General features: G+C 43.0%; 13 protein-coding genes. All 13 read right to left on the bottom strand.

Annotated features, from left to right (window positions below):
• Nucleotides 1-8: 8 nt before the first annotated feature.
• The gene (locus Q0976_RS17880; protein ID WP_299495239.1) at nucleotides 9-1,925 is read right to left on the bottom strand and encodes a hypothetical protein; all 1,917 of its coding nucleotides are present in this window, start codon (nucleotides 1,923-1,925) and stop codon (nucleotides 9-11) included.
• Nucleotides 1,922-6,421, bottom strand: a complete 4,500-nt coding sequence (locus Q0976_RS17875; RefSeq protein WP_299495238.1) for a hypothetical protein — start codon at nucleotides 6,419-6,421, stop codon at nucleotides 1,922-1,924. Before Q0976_RS17875 ends, Q0976_RS17880 begins: the two co-directional genes overlap by 4 nt.
• Nucleotides 6,418-8,775 (bottom strand): hypothetical protein, encoded by a 2,358-nt coding sequence (locus tag Q0976_RS17870; protein WP_299495237.1) that lies wholly within the window; start codon nucleotides 8,773-8,775, stop codon nucleotides 6,418-6,420. Before Q0976_RS17870 ends, Q0976_RS17875 begins: the two co-directional genes overlap by 4 nt.
• Nucleotides 8,772-9,122 (bottom strand): GPW/gp25 family protein, encoded by a 351-nt coding sequence (locus Q0976_RS17865; protein ID WP_299495236.1) that lies wholly within the window; start codon nucleotides 9,120-9,122, stop codon nucleotides 8,772-8,774. Before Q0976_RS17865 ends, Q0976_RS17870 begins: the two co-directional genes overlap by 4 nt.
• A gap of 132 nt (nucleotides 9,123-9,254) precedes the next feature.
• Nucleotides 9,255-10,259, bottom strand: coding sequence for a phage baseplate assembly protein V (locus Q0976_RS17860; RefSeq protein ID WP_299495235.1), 1,005 nt, complete (start codon nucleotides 10,257-10,259; stop codon nucleotides 9,255-9,257).
• Nucleotides 10,256-11,401: a hypothetical protein gene (locus Q0976_RS17855; RefSeq protein ID WP_299495234.1), complete on the bottom strand. Its 1,146-nt coding sequence runs from the start codon at nucleotides 11,399-11,401 to the stop codon at nucleotides 10,256-10,258. Before Q0976_RS17855 ends, Q0976_RS17860 begins: the two co-directional genes overlap by 4 nt.
• Nucleotides 11,401-11,691, bottom strand: coding sequence for a hypothetical protein (locus Q0976_RS17850; RefSeq protein ID WP_299495233.1), 291 nt, complete (start codon nucleotides 11,689-11,691; stop codon nucleotides 11,401-11,403). Before Q0976_RS17850 ends, Q0976_RS17855 begins: the two co-directional genes overlap by 1 nt.
• Before the next feature lie 32 nt (nucleotides 11,692-11,723).
• Entirely contained in the window at nucleotides 11,724-12,362 is a 639-nt protein-coding gene (locus Q0976_RS17845) for a hypothetical protein (RefSeq protein WP_299495232.1), read from the bottom strand.
• Nucleotides 12,340-12,657 (bottom strand): hypothetical protein, encoded by a 318-nt coding sequence (locus Q0976_RS17840; protein ID WP_299495231.1) that lies wholly within the window; start codon nucleotides 12,655-12,657, stop codon nucleotides 12,340-12,342. Before Q0976_RS17840 ends, Q0976_RS17845 begins: the two co-directional genes overlap by 23 nt.
• On the bottom strand, nucleotides 12,654-14,651 hold the full coding sequence (locus Q0976_RS17835; protein ID WP_299495230.1) for an ATP-binding protein: 1,998 nt from the start codon (nucleotides 14,649-14,651) through the stop codon (nucleotides 12,654-12,656). Before Q0976_RS17835 ends, Q0976_RS17840 begins: the two co-directional genes overlap by 4 nt.
• Complete coding sequence (locus Q0976_RS17830) at nucleotides 14,648-16,108, bottom strand: DUF4255 domain-containing protein (protein ID WP_299495229.1); 1,461 nt, start codon at nucleotides 16,106-16,108, stop codon at nucleotides 14,648-14,650. The genes Q0976_RS17835 and Q0976_RS17830 overlap by 4 nt, the downstream gene beginning before the upstream one ends.
• Entirely contained in the window at nucleotides 16,098-19,574 is a 3,477-nt protein-coding gene (locus Q0976_RS17825) for a hypothetical protein (protein ID WP_299495228.1), read from the bottom strand. Before Q0976_RS17825 ends, Q0976_RS17830 begins: the two co-directional genes overlap by 11 nt.
• The gene (locus Q0976_RS17820) at nucleotides 19,567-20,265 is read right to left on the bottom strand and encodes a hypothetical protein (RefSeq protein WP_299495227.1); all 699 of its coding nucleotides are present in this window, start codon (nucleotides 20,263-20,265) and stop codon (nucleotides 19,567-19,569) included. Before Q0976_RS17820 ends, Q0976_RS17825 begins: the two co-directional genes overlap by 8 nt.
• Nucleotides 20,266-20,280 lie beyond the last annotated feature (15 nt).

The raw sequence follows: 20,280 nt of genomic DNA, 5'->3' as shown, positions 1-20,280 counted from the left end.
AATATTATTTAATCCATATAGTAAGTTTGTACTTCCATTCCAAGGGGAAGAAATCGGTCAAATTGTTTTTTGATATTCTTCTCTTTTTTTCTCGTAAGAAGTTGATTAAATACTCCAACTTCTTCACCATTTGCCGCTCCAGTGAGTAATTGTGGCGCACTGCCGTAGGCCAACACTAAAAAATCAGCATCGAAGTAACGTGTGGAACTAAACTGCACCCCATGTCGCCCCAGATCCGCATCGGTAATCACTTGTTCCGTTTGTGTACCATGGGGAAGCACTAATTCACTAAAATACGAATATTGCAACATCGCCCTATTAGGGTTAATCAAAGTGAAAGTCCCCTCAACTAAACTATTGGATATCGCCTTTACTTTGAGACAAGTGATATCACCAATGAGAGTACTATTGTGGCAACAAAAAGCGCGAACCGTTGAGGAAGAAGAACAGATTAATGCAGAGTTATTGAGCTCATAATCAGCATGTTTCATCAACTTTTGAGACACAATTAATCCATTTTCAACCCGAATCTTTGCTAACCTCAAATCCGTATTTTGTTCTGCAGGTATCGCTATCCATAAAATGTCATTCAATAAACTGCTGTCTTTTAAGTGTATATCCACATTCTTACTAATATGCAGTTGACCATATACTCTCAATCCGTCCAAAATAAGCCTGGCAGGTGTATCGGCTGTATTTGTCACTTCAATTTGACCCGATAAAGTAGGACACACATAATCTTCTGCCACTAAGGTGACATCTTCCCCTTTTAAATCAATTTTTAAAGGCTGGCTCAAAACATAATGTGCATTATTGGCAAACGACACTTGCACTTGACTAGCGTTATTTGAAGTGAATGCTTCAAACAAACTGTCTTGACTGGGATAAAGTTCAAGTGATCTTTTTGTAATGCTACTCCCTTGACTCACGCCACGATAACGAGGCGAAGCGCCAACAACAGCATTATGTAAATAACAATAAGAAATGAGCAACTTACCATTAAGCTGACTATCAAGTATTAATACCCGCCCTAAGGAAGCATCAAAGAGCACGCGGGCCTGCTGCCCGTCATTGGATTGCCATAAAGATAAATCGGTCATCACAACGTCGTTATCTTCAATGGCTCTCATCTGATGAGAAGCGCCATCATAGACAAAAAACGCAACACTGGGCCGTCCTTCCATACTTGAAACTTCATCCCTTTGATTAGGATTGATTAAATATGGATATTGCTGCGCAGTGTGAACAGTATCCAGACTGGCCAACCCTTGGGGTTGATGGCATAAAGGCCAAACTTCTTGTCGTGGACTGAGCGACCAAGCATGCTCAGTCCCCTTAACCGGAAACAATTGCGCATAAGACTGAACAACAGGCTGTTTTCGCCATAAGTACACTTGCAGCATATTGGGAGTCAGTTCACCGGCTTTAGCCATGAATAAACCTGTTTTATCACTCGTAAATTTAGGCAAATGGGCGGCCTGAGAAAAAGGTACATTGTCATGATCTTTAATATTAAAGGTTTTTGCGATCAATTGAGGATCACGATCGCTCCAACTCGTCAGCATTTTGTCGGTGCTATTGATGCTATAGCAAGCATAACCACTGGTATCATGCACACTATTATTAAGGGTAGGCACGATCCCTGAACGCCTTTTATAAGCCAAATAATTGGCCACATAGCGCCTTTGAATGGCAAAAACAGGATCAGGATCCAACTCCGATAAGTTCACTAAATCAGCAATATAAGGAATATGCCCTGTCTCACAGGTCTCAATAAACCAGTTTTGATACAAGAGCATCATATTTTCATCAAGAGAATCCTGAACACCTTCCAACACAGCCATCAAGGCTCGAAAAGATTGCTGATTACTAAAATCATGCTCTCTATAAGTCAGTGGTAAAAGGCGGTATAATTGCTCCTTCATAACGCCTCTCCCACTGTAATAGAAACTAAGTCTTTATGCGTCAATAAGCGCTCTGCGCCTAAGACTTCATTATTGTCCGTCACCACAACAGGACTTGCTGGTAAGCGTGATGGATAAATTGCTGGATTGTGTATGACCGTCAGCTCATCACCTAACCCTAAGTTTGTCACCTTAACCCCAGAAATACTGGCATGCTCTTGCAATAAAGCACTCACATGAGCCACGTCGACATCTTTGCCTAAATTATTTTTTTCGTTGAAATAATAATGACTCAAAGCGTGGCTCAGCTCGTCAGCGATATTAGGGCAGTCGCTTAAGTCATGAACCCAGACTTTGGCCGAAATATAAAAATACCGTACGCGTGCTAATACCACTTTCACCACCACAGGCTGCGACAATAATCTTGTAATGGATTGCGCTAATGCCTCTGCAAGCGGCTGCTTATCTTTGGTTGATAAATCCGCTGCATCGATACACACAACCCAAATGACTTGATGCTTGACTTGTAGAGGAGTCAATGTCGCTTGGGACACCCCCGGATACTGCTGCACATGATGTAAACAGTCATCACTGGAGATAATCACATTTTGCACCGTCAGAGATTGAGGCGCATTTTCTCTTAACGTACCAAACACCATAGGATCGGCGCCCCCCACACAAGGTAAAGGATTGAAAACCGCTTTCACCCCCAATGGCTTGTCCTTCAATAACTTGATTGCGCCAAGCGGTAAGTTCCCCTTGGCGCCGCCCCCAAAACGATAATGAGCAAATAAGTTCTCAATCCCCACTTCAGGAATACGACCATGCTTGCCATCTCCAAAGAGTATTTCTGTTTTCCCTTTGCCATTAATAAACACTTCATAATGACGCTGGTGACTGGCACTGTTCAAAATGGAGGTCGTTTGTTGCCATTTTTCAGCAATCGATTTTCGTCCTCCTCCTGCACCACTTAAACGCATTTCTAAGGTCAAAAAATTATGCTGCGTACCTTGCTCATCTTGATACACAGTCAAAGGTTCACGATGCAATTGATAGCGCTGAAAAGGTTGACCGGGATCAGTCATGGCAATCAATTCTTTTTGCACCGTCTCCCCTTGTACTGCAAGTGCAATATTGGCAAAAAAAGTGACTGTACTAGGGTCGTAATAATGAATTAATGGAGCTGAAAATTGAATGACAGTATCTTGTCCTGCAGCTTGGCACTCACTGATCTCAAGCAACTCTGATATTGACTCTGCTCGCTTAGGAGCGGCTAGCCAGCGGGTTTGTATAACCGTTTTTTTTGTTAGCGTCAAGGTTTCCTGCGCTTTAATCACCCAAGTATCTGGCGTCATGTCCATCACAGGAAACGCATACTCTGCAAACACCTTCACTTGCTTAGTGTCGCTATCAAGTTGCAAATAATAATATTCACCCATTACTTGAGTCAGCAGCCAATATTGTTCTCCAGCCACCTGTAACTGTGCACTATCATCGAGAGCAATATCATGGGCTAAAAAGGGCTTAATCAAGGCGCTAGTGAGTACCGCCGCCACTAATCCCGCCTCAGCTTCAACGCTTAGGGTAAAACTAAACAGCTGCTGGCGCGTTATGCTTACCTCTTGGCCCTTTTGAGACACCCCCTTTAATACCCAAGGCGTGACAGCCCCTTTCAATGGCGCTTGAGTCAACTGCAATAAGGCTTGTCGTCCAACCAAGGCAACCTTATTTCCCTTCGGAATGGTCGCGATGATTCCCTTAAGCCTAAATGGGCCTTCACCTTGTAACGCCAATACCTTCAATGCCGCTTTTGATAACTCCAGTGCCCGCTCCCCAGTAAAAACCTTCGTCATTCTTCGGTCAAACAGAGATAACACTGACGGCTTCGTTTGTACTTGCGTCACGGTCGCCGTTTTACCCAAAGCAGTGATAGGCTCATCAGCCACATTAACAGCCGTCACATAATGGTGAATGGCCCTTGGTGTGGTTTGCTGCAGCAATAATGTATCCCCCACATTTATCTTGTTTTTCTTACTACTAAGGGGTAACACATTATTATTTAACCAAAAGTCAGGCCAGCGACTGGGCTGTACCGAAAAAGGCTTTCCAGCACTCAATAATCGGCCACTGGAAAGTGAAAGTAAGCAAAGCGTGTCACTCAGTCGGCTAAGCTGTAATGATTTATCATTCAATTTAATTAAAAAATGAATTTGCTGTGTATCATCTTGTATTAACCAAGTGCGCCCATCAACTTGGCTGATCACTTGTGTTTTTTGGCCTATCTCAAGGCCGATATGCTCAAAAAGACGATACCAGCATGACGGTAAAGCCTGCCCATTCGTTAAAGCAGCAATATAGTCATTGACAGGATACAAGGTTCCAATACGCATTATTTGCTCTGGGCAACTTGACGCCACTTTGGTTTGTTCACCATTAACCTGTAAAAGCGCCTCCTCTTCAGTGGCGGTTTGAGTGGATAAAAATAGGTTAGTGTGTTTTTTTTCGATATGAATATTTGCGCTATTTTCCTCTTTGATAAACCAACTGCCCCCTTGGCAGTCTGTTGTTACTGTCGCGCTTTTGGCCACAGGAAAACCAAAAAGTAATAAATTATCGATAACATCCTCAGGTATCCTCCCCGCATTAAAGGCTGACGCCCAACATTGAGGGTCGGGCACGGTATATAAATGAATTTGATTGTCTATTTGCCACGGCTGCGCTAGATCTCTGGCCAAATAAACCCCTATATTTGTGGCCATATATAAATCATTATCCCGCAACAAAAAACCATAAACTCGAGGAAGACATGCATCAAGAGTACGAAAAACACCTCGGCTGAATGTCACTAACTCTCCATCAATTAATTGGTAGACCTCTTTGGATGTCGCAAAAAAAGTAGACTGACGTTTACCTATTTTAACCGTAATAGAAGCATACACTTGCGTTTGAGCATTATGTTGACTCCATTGCTTCTCATCGTGACTTTCTAATAAAAAATACTTGGCTAAAAAAGAAGGCCCAGTATTTTTCACCTCCTCCCCTTTTTCTTCAAGACTGTGGCGATCCACTTTGGCAAAATACAAGCCCATACTCGTTGACGCCGCAACCCATTCACCGTCCGTTTGCAAATGATAAATATGTGCCCCTTCAGGCATATGTTCATTGTGATAGTAAAATAAATCACTGCCATTGAGCCAATACCGGCCTTCATCGGTTGAGTAAAACAGCCCTTTAACTGTACCTGCAAATAATATATGTCGCCGTCCCCCATCACGATATTTCAGTGTCATGGCCGTCAATGCATTCACGCTGACGGCGGGTAATAACCCAGGCACTAAATGCTTTTTTGCCTCTTTGTCTAGCGGCTTATTGCCGCGAATTAAGCCCCATGATTGGCCTTCATCATATGAGCACAGAATGTAACCCTGACTCCCCCCAGCATAAATAATTCGGTCGTGAACAAATAAACAAAACACGTCTCTATTGACTAGCTTATCACTGACTTTTAGCCAATTATCACCTTCATCAAAAGAATAAAAAATCCCTTGTGAGCCCGCAGCTAATATTTTGCCAGACAATAGCGACACCATCGCATACACCTGCATATTGGGATACTGAACTAATTCGTGCCAATGGGCACCTAAGTGAGTATCAAGCAACGCAATACTGCTAAAACGCTCTGCATATTTGGCTTTATCACTCTGAGGTAATGCCTGCCAAGCAAGGGCATCGTGACCAAAAATAAAGTCACTTTTAGGCATCAAGGCAAGGCGCAGTTCATGGATACTTCCTGTTTGATGAGAGTCTAACGCACGATGCCAAAAAAGGTACGCGCCCCCTTCTTTAACCTTGATAATGTCTCGAATAACCACAAAATAATTAACAGGCTCTCCTGCTAATTTCCCCCTGATCCAAAGATGTGTCAGTGGCTTAATCATAAATACCGGTGTTAATACATAACAAAAAGACGCCGATGTCAGTAATGCTCGACTCTTCACCTCCGCATTCGTTGGCGCTAATGTCAGCGTATTCCAATCCGGTTTGCCTATTAATGTGTCTATGGTTTCAAATACTATGGGTTGCCCACCCTGAGGAATGTTTTGTGCTCGTGTCCCTTTGGGGATCACATACTGTTGGTGGTGATGACTTTGGTTTAACGTAAAAGCCAACCAGGTTTTTGCCGATAAAGCATGGGGTCTTCGATAACCAATTTCAGCCACTAATTGTTCAATAGAAAAAGACTCTGTCGCCGTATTAAGATAGCCTTCTTGGGCTATTTTTTCCTGATAAAAGGACAACACCTCCAATACTGCCGCCCAAGAATGATATAACCCGTCTAAAAAATTGCCATGATCGGATAAATCAACGCCAGCCAAAGGATTCAGTCCTTTAAACTTGCCATCGGGATGTCGATAATCAACGGTTGCCCGCTTCATCTCTGTCACAAAACTGGCAAAATCCCCAGGGCGTGCAGCCAATGTGCGAAGATGACTCTTTTTATTATTTAACTCGCTCAATCTTGGCTCCTTGTTAACGTAAAGCTCACTTCACTACGCCGATCTTGATAGGCAAAACAAATAACTTGATGTGATATGGGCAAAATAACATTATCCACATGTACCTCATGGTGATGACCGATATAATGATCTAACGTTTGAAAATCATTAAAATGCACATTCTCAACGCCCTCAATATCGAGTAGTGCTGCCACAATTTCACTGGCATAAAGTGGCGTATTAAAACTAAAATGCTGCGGTGCAAAAATGCCCACTTGCGCATCATCACTTAACACTAAATCCAATTGCTGATGTAAAGCTGAAAGCGACATTCCATTGATCACTTCAATATGTAAACAACACTTCAATAATAGCGGGGTAAAAAGTGCCACCGTCAATCGCTGATTTAAGACTTTATATTGATTAAGTTGTCGTAATAATGCCGGCATAACGTCATCCAAACGGGCATGATTTCGAGGGTAAAGATAAAAATTAAGCATTTCATGACTGCCACTCCAGCCTTTTTCACAATACACATTCTCAACCCGCTCATCGGCTAAAATAACCGCTTTATAGTCTTGAAAAAGGGCTAAATTAAGCCTTTCTCTGTGCTGCACTGGTGCTTCAATTTTTATGGTTTGTGCGCTGTTTTTAGGGTGGACATCGCCAACGGGATGCAAGTTTTTAACGTCGGCCACCGCCTCAGTGGCAATATCCAAATGTTCAGGAAGATAAACTTGATTAATTTTACCCGCAGCAATTTGATGATCTTTATTCGGGGTAATACGACAACAAGCATAAAACACATTCAATGGGTTAGGAAAAAGGCCAAATACCCCATCTCCAAACCTCAACTCTGCCATACCTTGATGTTCATCCAAAACCACATGCTTAGCATAAGGTGGACTATCAAGAAAGTCCGTGACATTCGTCCACTCCATGCCTGCCATAACCTCGTTATTCCGTTGGCTCAAATCAATGGGCAATTGTGACTCTATAATGTGCAATTGAGGTGTTGATGCGGTTAAAGATTGCTTAATGCCATGACTCGCCGCTTCATGATGAAATTGAAAGGCATCTAACTCATCTGCGCTCACTAAATTAGTATGATGTAATTGGGCAAAATATTGCCCATTACGTAAATACAACTGCAACTTTTCATAAGGTAAAGTCTCACCTCTATCCACAAGTAACACATTGGCACATAAGCTGCTCGTCTCGGCTTGCCAGGTTTGAGATAAGGCATCATCGGCATACCAATTTAGCTGAGTATAAGCTTGCTCAGATAAAGGATCGACATGATAGACACTGTCTTGCACTAACCTCACGACCTGCGGTGAAGACTGTAATGTTTTATCCATCAAGGCAACTAGCTGCCCTTTTTTTAAGCTCACTTTCCCTTTAACAGCAAGTGTTAAACAACCTTTAGGGATAACATATCCTTGTATACCAAAATCATAGGGGATGAGATGATTATATTCAGGCTGACATTGGGTGCTATACATGGCTTCAAAAACCACTTCTTTGCCACCTTGGCGATCTTGATATTCAAACAAACTGAGCACAGGATTTTGCTGATCACCACCACAAAAAAACAAAGTACGAGGCGGAAATCTAATGGCGGCATTCACTTGAACCGTCACCCAAGCTCTTGCGGTGGTTTTTTTTTCAATGGCATAATCCAATAAACGGCAATGCCTTTGCAAGGAAAGCTCAAACCGAGCCGTATTTAAATAAGCCTCCGTGGCCACAGCGTCTTGTTTATAACTCAGCATATCCCCAGTGTAAGCGAGCACTTCGCTCAACATCACCATCATGTCAGCTGCATCGCGATCTCGCCAATCGGGAATGTTATAAGTTAACTCTGTTTCAATGAGCTTTTTGAAGGTATCGTAATCTTTGGCTCGATAATTAAGCCGAGGCAAAGCAGATAAATGAGGGGGCGCTAATGCAGCTGCTGCTTGTTGATGAAAGTCACTTTTTACTTGAGCAGAGCGAAAAAAAGGATCGATATTGTCACTTAATAACGTCACTTTAATCACCGCGTCCCCTTGCCTAGGCAATGCGGCATCAAGTGTCAACTTAAGATAAAACGCCTCTTCTACAAACTCAATATCAAAGGTCAAAGCCTGTGTCATCCCCCCATGAATAAGCTCTAGAACAATATGGCTGGCTTTCAGGCGTGGTAATGGTTTCACCGATTGAGCGTCGCTCTTCCTCCCAACACGCCCTGCTGGTTTGATAAAGTACAGTGCAATATTCAACTCATCCATTGCTAAAATATAATCAAGGCCATTGATGATGGCATGTTGCTGTACTAATTGACGACGCCGGCTTAAATCAAATGCACTTTGTGCTTGATGACATTGACTCATCGAGTAAACACAGCCTCTTTTGGCTGATCCCCTGCAAAAGGTAAATAACGGATCAGAATATTCAATTGACTCTCATGAGCAGTAATATTAACGGCTTGCAATTGCATTAAATGCCCCAAATATTTTTGTAGTTCAATTTGGATCATCGACTGCTTTACCGACAGCATTTCTGTTTGTATTGACCCAAAAACCAACAGCTGCACTCCGCAACCAAATTCTGGCCTGTTCACCCTTTCACCTGGAATTGTGAATAAAATTTGCTCCATCATGTCCCGCAAATGTTTATCATCATCGGCTTCTTGAATATGTCCATATTGATTGATTTTAAATGGAAAGCTCTTATGCATATCAATTGCATCTCCTTGCTATAAACTCACCCCTATGACGGATAATCAACAACTAACGCCATGCCTTAAATGTTTCACTGCACAGCTAAAAAAACAGTATTTAATTTTAAAAATAGATAACCTGAATGTAAGTTAAATAACCAAAGGCTGTTGGCCATCAATGAGTAAATCACCCGTCACTTCAACCGCCCCCGTGATGGCAATACCCACAGAGGTTATTTCTGTTGCCCCAACGGCCGTCACAGCGCAATCTGCACCAGCAGTCACTTCACATGCCAATCCTGCTGTGATGGCACAATCTAATCCTGCGGTCATTTCACACGCCCCGCCCGCCGTCACAGCCACATCTGCGCCGCCTGTCACTTCACATGCCCCTCCCCCTGTAACAGCCACGTCTCCACCGCCCGTCACTTCAACCGCACCGCCCGCCGTCACAGCGACATCAGCCCCAGCCGTTATCTCTATGGCCCCCCCAGCTTCGGCGCTAATATCAGCCCCAGCCGAAAGCTCCATTGTCCCCCCCGCTTCAGCACTCATGTCGGCGCCCGCTGAGAGCGACATCGCCGCCCCCGCTTCAGCACTAATATCAGCGCCCGCTGACGCTTCAATGCCTTCTTCTGCGGTCAAGGTAATATCGCCAGTTGTCGCCGAAATCGTGGCTGTGGTCATCTCAAAACTGGATTCAGGGATCGTAATTTGGATCCCTTCAGCGTCAAACTTCATGGTACAAATGTCATCCACACAATCAGGCTCTGACATCAAGGTCATTCCACCAACTTCTGGTAAGTCATTTAAAATAAAGGTGTTAAATTCAGTTTTAAATACTTTTGTTTCTGGTGGTGACTCCAAAGGCACTTCCCCTTCCCCCCAAAAGCACCCCACCCAAATAGGATAATTAGGATCTCCTCCTTCAAACTCCACCCACACATTGGCGCCAATTGGAGGCATGGCATAAAAGCCCACTTGCGGACCGGCGTAAGGAATACAAGGCATGGCCCAATTCGCGGCATTAGCTGGCACAGATGGCACATTAATCAACAAACGCCCCATCACCATAGGATCAACATTATCCACCACATTTCCGCGATATTTACCAAAGAATTTGCCACGAACATTGCCCACATTAGTGTGATTCATACCACATTCTCCATGGCGATCACCACAGTACTGCCCAAACCTTCTCTTTGTACGGAAAGCTGCTGCTTATACTTTCCTTCACTGATACTGTGCTGCACACCGGAGACATAATAATTGCCATCAAAGCTAAATCCAGCCCCTCTCACACACACAACACAAGGTGGGTCTATCACAACCCCATATCTCAGCGTATCTAGCGTAATGTGTCCTGACAACACCTTATCGGTGGAGCGATTGACACTTTGCTGGGCCAACTCTTCCCCCGCAATCGCACCATTGGTCGGATCCGTATACAAGACATTTCTCACATTTGGCTCATTGGTTAAAATAGGATCTTCAAGCGCCATCGGCACAGGCCGTATCGCTTCTAGAATTTCCACAGGAACAGGTTCATCTTCAGTGCCATCTTCTTCTAACATACCGCTAATCGTTTCTGGCAATGTGGCATCATAAGTTAAGCTAATATCATCAACATTCGTCGACGGCCCCATATTGACATTCAGTGGTGCCCCTTCGGTATGAAAGCTACCGGGCAAACCAAAATAAAACGTATTTTCCATCGGGACTGTGGGGCGTACGCGATAGACAAACCCGGCTAAATTGGCAAAATATTCAATCACACTTAGATCAGTGCCATTTTGAATGCGCGTCCGCTCTTCTGGCTCCCATACTGGAATAACCACAGGATCGAGTTCAGGGATCACGCCATATTCAAGGTATTTCTCCACTCGAGACAAAATAATTTCATCTACCGTCATGGAAGGGAACTCAAAATAAGCTTCTTTTAAGTCCATTCGGCTTAACAAATCTTCGCCGGTCACTGACAAAGTACCAGAGCCTGATCCTTGGGTATGGTTGAACTCCACATTGGTAATAAAACCATCAATTAATACTGTTGGAATGGCATTAATCATGACAGAGACAATCACTCGGTTATTCGCTCGAAGTAGATCCGTCATTAGCAGAGGATAATCCGGCGTCATCACGCCTTCTCTGTCTGCATTCAAAGAAATTTGAAACGTCGACTTTCCTCGATCCATCTGAGTCACCGAAACTGATTGGATCGCTTCAGTGATAATAGTAGGGGCAGGAAGCGCGACCATAGGACCAATGAGTAAACTCAGTTGTATCCCCGTATTCATCAGCGATTACTGCCATTAGTTGGCACACGGATAATTTGTCCTTTTCTTTCTAATTCGGTTGGGCTAAACACATTATTGGCATCCGCAAATTTCCATGATAATTTCGCATTCCCTAACGCCGAATAGCTCACCTGATCGATACGTTTACCTTCAGAAATAATACTCATAGCAGAAGGCACCGTATCAGCATCTTGAATAAAACGCCGAGCCTTATAAGTAATATCGCTGCCATCGGCTAATGTTTCTTGCCTGTCAGCAATAAAATAATATCGACTGTCTTTTTGAAACATAAGTCTTCCTTGTTTATAAACTGATGAACACGTTACGTAATACTCGTTCCCGTTACGCCAATCGATCCTTGGGCTAATGGCGCAATTTGTTCCATTTTTTGTTGATAGACTATATATTGCTGATAAGCCTGATTTACCGCAGAAACATCATTACAGTTGAGCACTCTCATTGTCAGTGCAATCGTTGCTCTAATAGGATTCAAATGGGCGTCAAACAATTCTTCTGTCACCGAAAACTGAGTGACTTTGACCGGTAGGACTCTTGCCTGCCCCCATACAAAAAAGATGTTTGGCGTAGCAAGTGGTGCAATTTCCATCACCCCAGTTGCCAACATGGCTTGAGTGGCTAATAAGTCACTCGTACTGGGGGTCAATAACAATTCCAATGCTGCCAGTTGTGCATAAACCCCATGCTGAACTTCTGTCGAGGCATCCTTGTCTAGCCCTGTTGAGGCATCAAACTCAATAGACACATTAATGGTTTGTGTTGGCGGTCCCTTGTACATAATGGCTAAGGTTCTGTCTTGTTCCTCTCCACCTGACACATTAGGCGTTAAACTCCTTTGCATACTGGCAGGGTTATACTGAAACGGGATCACTTTAATATTGCCCATTAACGGCGAAGCCACTAACGCCCCTTTGAATAAATTAGCGCCATTGGTTGCTGGCATCGGCTTCCCCTTTTTGTTTTTTTTCAATTACCTGGCTAGCAAGACTTTGAGCAATGTTAAAATAACGCTTCTGCTCAGCATTTAAGACACCCACCTTGCCTTTGGCCAATATGATCTGTAAAAAATGCAATATTTGTCGTTGTCCATAGAGCCCTATATCAAATGGAAGGTCGATTTGCTCAATATCAAAATGTGTTATTCGGTTAGGCTTTTCTGATACAGCTTGCACTTTTGACTGCCTATTTTGCTTAGGCTGAATAGACGATTTATTTCCCCCCCCTTTTAAGTAGCTCATACCCATCCTTGGATCTCCTGCACGCATAAGGGTTTATCTTGTTTAGCATATTCACTTTTAACCGCACTCAAAAAATGCTTCATTTCAATTGGTTTTTGCGCCTCTGCAGCAACAAAGCAAGCATGTAAAGTGATGTTTCGAATCATCCCCCCCGCCACATTCAGCCGTGACAACTGCTTAAAATCAATCTGCCCAACGGGTGCATTATGGGGTAACAATGAGCGCCAAATCTGCTCACGCTCAGTGGCTGTAGGAAAAGGAAAAGGGATCACAAATCTAAGACGACGAATAAAAGCAGCATCAAAGGCATCTTTAAGATTACTGGTTAATATTGCAATACCTCGGTACGTCTCTAAGCGTTGTAATAAATAACTCACTTGAGCATTAGCAAACTTATCATGACTGCTGGATACTTGAGTTCGCTTGCTAAACAAGGCATCGGCTTCATCAAATAATAAAATGGCACCAGATTGCTCTGCAGCTAAAAAAATCTGCCTCAAGTTTTTTTCAGTATCACCTATGTATTTACTCACCACATGACTTAAATCAACTCGATAGAGATCAAGCTGTAAATGACTCGCTAAATATTCCGCAGCCGTCGTTTTCCCTGTACCACTGGCGCCATAAAATAAAGCAATTAAGCCTTTACCTCGCATTCCGTTAGCCGTAAATCCCCATTCATCGTACACTTTAGACTTATATTTCACATGGGCAATCATATGATTAATGCTCAAAGTCTGCTGAGGCGGTAAAATAATTTTAACGCCTCCTTCCTCAGGTACAATTCTTTCAATCAAGTGACATAAACGCTGATGAGTATGTTGCCTGCATATTTCCCATAAAGAGGTTGGCTTTTCAACAGCATGGTACACCTCAACTAAGGCCGCTATTTGGCTAAAACTCAAGTCATAGTGTGACGCAACGGCTTTAAGATCACTTTCTAACCGCTGACAGCTTAATGCTTGTTGCCAGTACTGTAACTGGGCTTTTGAACTGGGTTTTTGAACTTCAAAGGTCCATTGAGAACGTAAATAATGCGGCCGCCGACGATCACTCATACACAATACTGAGGCTTTGAGTAAATTCAAAAAGTGATCAATATGCTGCATTCCCAGCTGCTGTTCCTCAGTAATGTCACTGCAATCAATCAACAACAGCTCATTATGCAATAAAATCTCTCTTTGACATTGTGCCGCAAATTCACGTAATTCATTGGACTCTTTTGGAATAAAATGCGCTGACAACAATAACAAGCGCCTTGATAGTTTGTGAGCCAATGCAACAGCCACATCTCGTTTTAACGCATCAAAATCACCAATTAATGTCATTAAGCATGCCGGTTTTTGCCGATTCACTTGCCAGATCTGCCACATATTATTTAACACAGCGTCATTGGATGGATCTAAGCTCACAGCTTGATAAGGAAGCACTTCAACACAGGAGATTAATCTTTGATTTTCATCATTTAATCCCATGATAAAATGCAAAATACTCTCAGGCACCAATAAGCGTGACTGTGTCACCGATTTCGAATCCTCAAGCACTATCAATCCATTACTTCGCAGCGCACCGCTGGCCATAATTGCTTGCCACTCAGGATTGGGTAACATCGACAGCGCCAAACTAAAATTAACCACAATGGGCGCCTCGCCCCCATTGGGATAAAGCAGCTCACTGTCTAATTCTGGCGCAATACATAACAGGAGTAACTGTTGCTCAAAATTCGTTAATTGATATAAATGAGACAAATGATCAATGGGCAAAGGCGTCACTATCTCACGCTTAAACAAGTGCTCTAATCTCGCGCCGTGAGCATTATCACTGATACCTTCACAGCCCCGTTTTCCATAAGCTTGTGCTAACTGAAGTTTGACATATTCAACAAACGCCAATAAAAAGTGCCGATTATCCTCAATCTGCTGTGTCTGATTAACATGATAATCATCAGTAAGAGAGGCTGTACTCTTGTCAGTAAAAGAAGCGGCGTGACTCATATAATCGTCACCCGTGGCGCGATATAACGCCCCTCATTCACATCGCTTACTTCTTGCACAAGCGGACTCTGGCCATATTTTAGATGATCGATTTGCACACGAACCCAATATTGACCAGCACTGAGCCCTTGCGCTTTAAACGCCAAAGCATTAATCGAAGGTAATTGCTCAAAGCCATAGCAAACTAATACTTGAGTATCGCTTTGTTGATGCAAAGTATAATACCGAGCACCATCTTGTAATAACCATCGTTGGCTTTGTTCAATAATACTGATCCTCGCAGCCGCTGACAATATCATTCCTAAGGGAGACAATTTTTCAGTTAGCTCTGTGAGAGAGCCTTTATTGAGCGCATCCACATTAAGCGTTAAAAGCAACGTCAAGGCATCATCAACTTCATAGGACTGTTCATTGTCATCTTCATTATTTAACCACACAACGACTGACTGTCCATATTCAGGAAACGGTGAAATATCCACGATTAACACAGGAAAGACTTCATCAATATTCGTGCTGCTGGCATAGTATTCCACTTTCCCCAATACTGGCTGTACAATAAACGGATAAGGTTCAGAATAAATCGTTTTAACTTCCTTCCCAAGCCTATCCTTTCGAGATAACCTTAAGTGATTTAATCCCACTTTCAATTGCGCCGGTAATGTAATTTGCAATACATTATTGATTAAAGATATCGGGGCAAGCATGAGCCCTACCTCTACAAATTGTACCTGAGATGAACGATCAGCCCCTTGAGTATAGAGACTTAACATGGATGCATTGAGCTGCGAATAAGGTAAGTAATCGGCAGATAAAAAGTCAATGGCTGGCGCTATCTTAGCAACGGCAAAGTCATTCACCGAGTGCACAGGTAAGGGTTTTTCGATAGCGAAATCACTCTCCATCAAAATCACCGACACTTCATAATTTAAGGAATGTTGATGAGGTAATTGAAAAAATGACGACCACATTTTGGTCACATCTTCCAGAGAGAGTATAATGGGCTCAATTTTGATCCGCGACTGCTGAGTATGTAGATTAGAAGAGAGCAGTAAACTGTCTGGGCCGAGACTCAATTGATATTGCCTAATCTCATCTGGCGTAATAAAAGGCTCGGCATGCAATTCAACAATGGTCGCCCCCATCATTTTTTGTGGCTCTAATGTGAGATCTTGACCATAAAAACTCAAATGATACTTAAGGTTAAGTGGCACTTGTGGCTGTTTAATTAAAGTACCATCAGCTCGTCGAGTCGCTAAATCATTATTGCGCATAGTATGATTAAACTCGATATCATATAAATACAGATTCACTCCTATCATTTGCCCATCATCTTTTTCGGGCCGGCGATGAATAACCTGTGGCGCAGCAGATAAAAATTGCACTTTATTCAATGCATTCAGTATTTTTTGTGAAAAAACGGCTGTGGTTACCGCAATAGACAGATAATTACTCATCATCGCTCCTCAATCGGCGATTATAATCGGCCAAGGTCATTTTAGGTTGAGGTCGAGTTTGTGAGGGGCTTTTTACTGGAAAAGCCAAGGGACGATTATAAGTTATTCGTCCAATATTTACGCTAATAGCCGATGATGGCGCGGTGGCTAAAGATGGTGGCTCAATATTAGGTAAAGTCTTTGCTTCCATGGGCGAAGGCGCTAAGCCGCTCACTTGATTAAAAGGCATATTCACCGAGTGTAAGCCTTGATCTTCTATGGATTTTTGCGAGTTTAATAAAGGGAGCACGGCGCCAGAAGAGGCGTTATCAGACTGATCTGACAATGGCTTTAATCCCGGTGCACGACATTCAGCATCCTGTAATTGAGCTGACTGTTGTTCAAAAGTAGAAACTTGAGAAGCCTGCGATTGAGACCGCTGTTGGTTAAAAGCAGGGACTGGCGAAGCGGATAACGAAGAGGCTTGGAGGGGGTCTTGGGGCAACGCCACAGTGCGCTTTGGGTGAGTAAATCTTACTGGTGTCGTCAGATCTTGTTGCCCCAATACCGGATCATTTGGTCTGGGTTCATTGATAGAGTCGGTTGCATTTGGCCAATGTCTCTTTGCTAACAGCCCTTTTGATGACAGTTCTTTTATTGGCAGTGCTTTTATTGACGGTTCTTTTACTGACAAGGGGGCTAAATAACGGCCTCTATCATTGCCACCTTTCTTTGAAAGTGGAGTCTCTGTGCCATAATTTCCGACATTATCCCTTGCATGTTTCCTAGCATTATCCTCGCCATACTCCTTATCATACCCCTCATCGTACTCCTCACCATACTCCTCATCGTAAACAAGGGGCTTTGGTGCTAAACGAGTAATCCTTTCTTTCATCGCGGGTACTGTATGATGTTTTACGAAATCTTGATGCTCAGACTGAATTTGGCTGACATGCAAATACCTTTTTTGCTTATTCAGAGTCCCCGCCAAGTCTGGGCTGGATTTTGATCTAGATACATCATTTTCACTAACCTGGCGCTTATTATTACCGTAAGGATTATCTTTTAGGCCAAGGTTGTCCTTATTCGCACTCTCATTCCATGGCTCCCCCTTGAGTGCTTGGGCTTTATCATTGCTTGCCTTCTCATGTCGTGTGGGCTCGTTATCTTGCCAAAAACCTGTCACATCATTTCTGTCTTCCCCTAATGCCAAGCCAACATCCGTCCCAAAACGTGTTAAATCGGTTTGGATATTTAATGATGAATGTGCTTTCAACCCTTGTAAAAGAGGACTAAAAAGTTCACTAATTTGACTTTCTCTTGTCACTTTTGCATCTGCCAACGCTTTATTTAAGGAGCCCAATAATGCGTGTTCCATCCATTGTTTTTCTAAAGTCTGATTATCTGAAGCCTGACTTGCTAAAACAGGATTATTTTTCATCCAAGAGGATATACCGCTAGCGCCCAAATGAGATGATATGGATGACAACGGCATCATTTTCGTTAAGGTGGCTTGCACATTCTTTAATAACATACCTTTTGCCACTGGGTTTAATGGTACTTTTAAAGAAGGATATACCTGTGCTTTTGAATAACGACCTTGAATCGCTCCTTCTTTTACTCGCTGATAAGAGGTAAAAAGAGGAGAAATAGATGACTCAGGTTCAATCAAGATACGCAGTTCACGCCTGTTTAACAATGGCATTAAATGGGGAACCCGATCCCGCCATTTTTGCATTATCGAGCCAACATTCCTGCCGACTAATTGAGGATGAATCGATAAGTACTCTTCCTTAGACAGCGCACCTAACCACGAAACGAAAGACAAAGGTAACCCCAATTCCATCGCTAAGTAACGCCCTGAAGATGATTGCCACGCCGTGGACAGGGCCGCTGCAATTTTGCTTTTATTGATTTGCATATTCTTGAGTAATACAGACACTCTAGAGCCATATTGTGCAGCTAATTCAGCCACATAAATGGGGTTGTATACACTCTGTTCATCATCCAAAAATCGAGGCATATTCACCTCATCAACTAAAGGCGAGATCTGGGTGCTTTCATACCTTAATGCCTGCTGTCTCACCGCTTGGGTTAATGTGCTTAAGCTGCCTTGGCGTAGCAAATAAGTCCTTAAGCTTTCGTATAAGCTTTTCCTTTGAGAAAAACCTGTCGACTCACTCATATGCTGATCCAAGCAAGCTGATAAAGATGACATTAAATAAGCTGTGATGGTCTCATCAGGGATCCTCTGCCAATCATTTTTTTCATCTAAGCGTCTTTGAACCATACCCTGTTGATACGAGCTCTGTTTGTCTGAGGCCTGTTTGTTCAAACTCTGGTTATGAAATAGCCTTCTCCCCCCCCTTCCCTTATATCGAGTATCCAAAGACAGACGAGCTATAAACCCCGCTCGCACTTGTTCAGCCAAAGTATTTAATACTGATCTAATTCCTAAAGGTTCAAGCTGAGTCCTTGCTTCACCGCGACTTTGATGGCTTAACTGATGAATAAGTGATTGACTAAAGCCTTGATAACATTTTTGATAAAATGCATTCCCCCTATCCAGTGGCTCACCTAACATTAACCACTGATGAATTGCACCCTTATTCTCATCATGCTCAGTTAATGATGCATTGGATGCTGGCTTTTCATGCTCAGCGGCATTATCTGGCTGCTGACTCATCTGGCCTTGCTGATTTAATGGGGCCGTCATTTCCTTCTCAGCCCCTTGATACTGGTTGAGTCGCTCAACGATTTTTAACTCTAATTTTTTTAGAGTAGATAATTTATCCAAATCTGATTGGATTGCTATCCTTGCCTTCTCAGACGACAAGACTGAGGGCTGAAAAGTATCAGCGCTATCAGCATGATTAACTTGAAGAGCATCTTGGCTCGCCCAAGCATAAGCCTGTTGATTTGAGTGAGTGCCTGCGCTTATTTTTCCTTGTTCATACTGATGATAACTCCCTCTTGCGTGTAACCCCTTCTCCTTTACTCGTCGCTGCTCAGTACTGGCTCTTTGTTCAAAATCATCTCTTAATTGAGTCAATTTATTCGATTGTAGCTCTCCTTTTACAGGGTTGGCTTGAGCGCTAACATCTGCCAGAACATATTCAGTTTGCTGCCTCCTTTGAATTTGCTCTCCTTCATTGCCAACCACTTGCTCATTCGTGGCCGCGTATTCGTTTTCTTCAAGTAAAGGGGGAATAGCAGAAACAGTCTCCAATTCCTCTGTTTGCACTTGATGGTAAAAGTGCCCTCTTCCCCATCGTGTTGTTTCAGACGCACCGGCTTTGCCACTTTTACCCATGGCACAAGAAGCGTTAGGAGCTGACAAGCCCAATGCATGCCAACTTAGAGATAAAGTGCTTTCATTCAAGTGCAAACTATCCACCATCAATTGATGCAGAAATGGCGAGGTGTAAGGTGGATGAATGTGCTTATCACCTTGCTGAGTGTCGACTAACGCTTGCCAATAACTATTCATGTAATTGCTCAATGTAGTACTTTCTTCTCACATCCGATAAAGACAATATATCCCCTTCCCACCAGCCAAATGCTCTGGCCAACAATTGTACTTCACTCAATATAATCTGCGCTTTATTTTCAATTTCTCTCCATAAAAAACTAGCTATATCAAAGGGCTCTCCCCAGCTATGCTCACATTCTGGACAAGCCAATCTGCATATAATTTCACTGTGGGGATCCATATTTTTAATATCGTCAGACACACGTTCAATGAGCGTGATGGGCATAGATTCGATAGGTGTGTAGACACCGTCAATCAGCCATTGGAAAACACAGCTTTTGATTAATTCATATGCAGCCCCTTCGTCATCTTCCACCTCAAGGTAAGGGCTTATCGCTTCTAAATCATGACTGGAGGGAGGACGACAAATAATTTGGTGATGATCAATATCAATTTTTCTCTCCCCACCATCCCAAACAGCCACATTGGGATCACAAATGACTTGGGAATTTAATTGAAACTCCACTTTCTCGGCACAGGTAGGACATTGAGAATGTGCTTCAATATCAGTACCAAACAAACTATCGCGAAAGCGAAATAACTTGGCATTCCTTTGGCCAATAGACAACAGAGCAAACTCCTTCATTGCAATTGTGGGATGAGCAGCGGCTAGCAGTAAAATGGCTTTTTGCCAATAGCTTTTACCCATTGCAGCTTCCCACAA

Origin of the sequence: uncultured Shewanella sp. (assembly GCF_947501665.1) — a bacterium.
Classification (GTDB): Bacteria; Pseudomonadota; Gammaproteobacteria; order Enterobacterales; family Shewanellaceae; genus Shewanella.
The sequence above is the reverse complement of the archived record's forward strand: the minus strand, read 5'-3'. Positions and strand labels throughout refer to the sequence as shown.